Here is a 2,580-nt window from a genome sequence, read left to right on the forward strand (position 1 = left end):
GGAGCGCCAAACCCTTCGTCTGGACCAAGCCGGCTACCGACATCCTCGCCGCCGTCAGCCGATCCCCTGAACCATCTGTCTGAGTCAGTGCACTAGGAAGAGGTAGCGGGTTAAGGCAGACACGGGACATCCACGATTAGCTTCATCGCTGTTATCGACCGTGAGATAGGCCGGATTGGGCTTTAATCGGTCGGTTGGCGAGCGGCTTTCAGATCCTGCTGGATTTATGTCGCCGCTCGTGTTCCCGGAACAACATTTTGAATATCGATTTTTGATTTGCCATTTGCGCGGCCCTAGAGGGGCCGCCAGTGGCCGGGGCGGTTCCAGACTAGCCGACACCTTGCTTCTCAGGGTTTCGCGCCTGTCCTCGACCTTCCTGTGTGGCCAGCAGGGCGTTTGGCTGGCTTTCAACCGCCTCTGTCTTCGCCGCCCGGTCGTCCAAGCTGGCAAAACGCTTGAGTATGCTCATCCGGGGGGCGGGTGGGCGCCCATCCTTCGGTGGCTGTTCCGCAAACACCCAAGACGGATCAGCCATGATCGGCGGGAGCGACGCGGTTTGATTGGGGGTGGGTAGACCGCCCGCGTTGACGGGCTGCGCTCCAAGCGGCTCAGCGGCCGGATCGTCGGCTGACTTTCTATCGCGCGGCATCGCCTGCTCCTTGGCGGATTGCTCCAGGGGAGATTGTCGCACGAAATTCGGGCTGCATCTCGATCAGGCCGCTCCCCGAGCCACATCGTAGGCCTGATCGAGCTGCGTGCCGGACAGCCCCATTCCAATCAGACGGTTGAGGGTGCCCCGAAAGGCTTCCACCGCCTCCTCATGATGGGGCGATGTCGGCGCCTCTGACGCGGCACGATCCTCACGAAGCGCGCGGCTGAACCCGCTCTCCCTGGCGCTTCGCGGCCCGACGAGCTGCCGTGTCCAGCCATGAGCTTTCATCCCGGCGGCCACGCGGCGCGGGGTCCGACCCTGGTAGCGCTCCCGCGGATCGAGGCCCAGGCGGTCGTACACCTCGCGGCTGAATAGCCACTCGACGCCCTTGGTCTCGTCGCGGTGACCTCGGAGGCGGCCGAGCGCCACGGGCCATGTGCGGTGATCCTTCGGGTCGGCGGCGCGGGTGCTCCTCGCCTGAAGGGTTTCAACGAATGAGGCATGGGGCGCAGAATTGTTAGCCCCGGTATTTTCGCTGGGCACGATGCCACTCCAATTTTCAGGCCGAAGGGTTCGAAATCGGGAAGTCAAACTTTCCGGCAATCCGCGGAGATAGTTTTGCGCTAGTGCGCTGATTGCCGGATGCCCAATAATATAATCGGATCTAAGGCGGCATATCGACCTTCTTGGGAGTAAATCAAATCGCCCTGGAAGTGTGCGCTAGATATGCGCGCGTCAGATCCCCCTATAACCCCCAGCGCAACTGACGCAGCGCGCCTGGAAGGCGGCTGGCAGTCGCGAATGCGCTAGTGCGTCGGAGGTCCATTCGAGAGCACTGGCGCACAACTGACGCAACTGGCGCTGCGTCAGTTGCGTCAGTGCCTTTTTCGATGCTCCCACCATATGACTGGCGCAACTGACGCAATTCACTTTTAAGAGCCGACCGGGGCGTTGGGTCCGATCACCAATCCGCGTCGCTTGTGGCGGTTTGGATTGGTGATCTGTGCATCCTCAACGAGGCCGCGGGACAGAAAGCCCGCGAGGATCGGTTCTGCGAGCGCGTCGCAGTCACGTGTGGTTCTGCTGGTTACGCCGCGGATAATGTCCGCCAGCGCACTGACCGCCGCAGGAATGCCAGACGATTTCGCACCATGTTTGGTGACATAGAACGCGCGGCCGGCGTTCTGCGCTTCCCGCACCTTGGCGAGGAAATCGGCTTCGATGCGCGCAACATGCGCAGGGTCCAGTGCGCCGGAAGTAGCCATTCCCATGGGTGGCGGTTTGAAGCGCGTTACAGCTTGGACGCTTTCGCCATTCGGATAGTCGGGTGGCGCAGCATTTGGCAAAATCACACTTTCAAGATTTAGCCAATCGGTCTCGCCTGCTGGCGGTGCCAGATTAAGCTTTAGATCCGTGACACGAAGCACACGCCACCGCTCTGACGGCATGATCCCGAAAGCTGCCGCATCACGCACATCCATGACATCTATCGTGTAGGCTGCGCGGGCATGGTTGACGATTGCGGACGCTCCACCCACAGCTTCTGCGCTCCCATCCCCGCCCTTCTTGAAGTGGTGGATAATGAGCAGGGAAAAATTGCCCTGAACTGCTAGCGCCTTCACCTGTGCCATCAGGCTTGCGATCAGGCCATTGTCGTTCAGACCCACCGGTATGAGGGGCGCGAGCGGGTCGAGGATAACGACATCGGCTCGTGCCGCTTCAATGTACTGCTGTAGCGCGGCCAATCCGCCTGGATTGATCGTCGGCGCTCTGTCGGCGCCGGTCGTCAGCGTAAGGCGGACGGTATCGACGCCGAGCACCTGTATGTTGGCTAGTGCAGTGACGCGGACGGAGGATTCACGCGGGCGGTGAGGCGTGCGAGGCTGGGCGATGGCTCAGACGGTATGCGTACTCCTCGATGCGACCGA

At 61.4% G+C, this 2,580-nt stretch carries 2 protein-coding genes; both read right to left on the reverse strand.

Features of this window, described 5'->3' with window-relative positions:
• Positions 1–712: 712 nt before the first annotated feature.
• The gene (locus tag ASG32_RS31010; protein WP_157862117.1) at positions 713–1,195 is read right to left on the reverse strand and encodes a hypothetical protein; all 483 of its coding nucleotides are present in this window, start codon (positions 1,193–1,195) and stop codon (positions 713–715) included.
• A gap of 389 nt (positions 1,196–1,584) precedes the next feature.
• Positions 1,585–2,472, reverse strand: a complete 888-nt coding sequence (locus tag ASG32_RS33175; RefSeq protein WP_157862118.1) for an AAA family ATPase — start codon at positions 2,470–2,472, stop codon at positions 1,585–1,587.
• Positions 2,473–2,580: the final 108 nt, after the last annotated feature.

Source organism: Methylobacterium sp. Leaf361 (assembly GCF_001424445.1).
GTDB lineage: Bacteria > Pseudomonadota > Alphaproteobacteria > Rhizobiales > Beijerinckiaceae > Methylobacterium.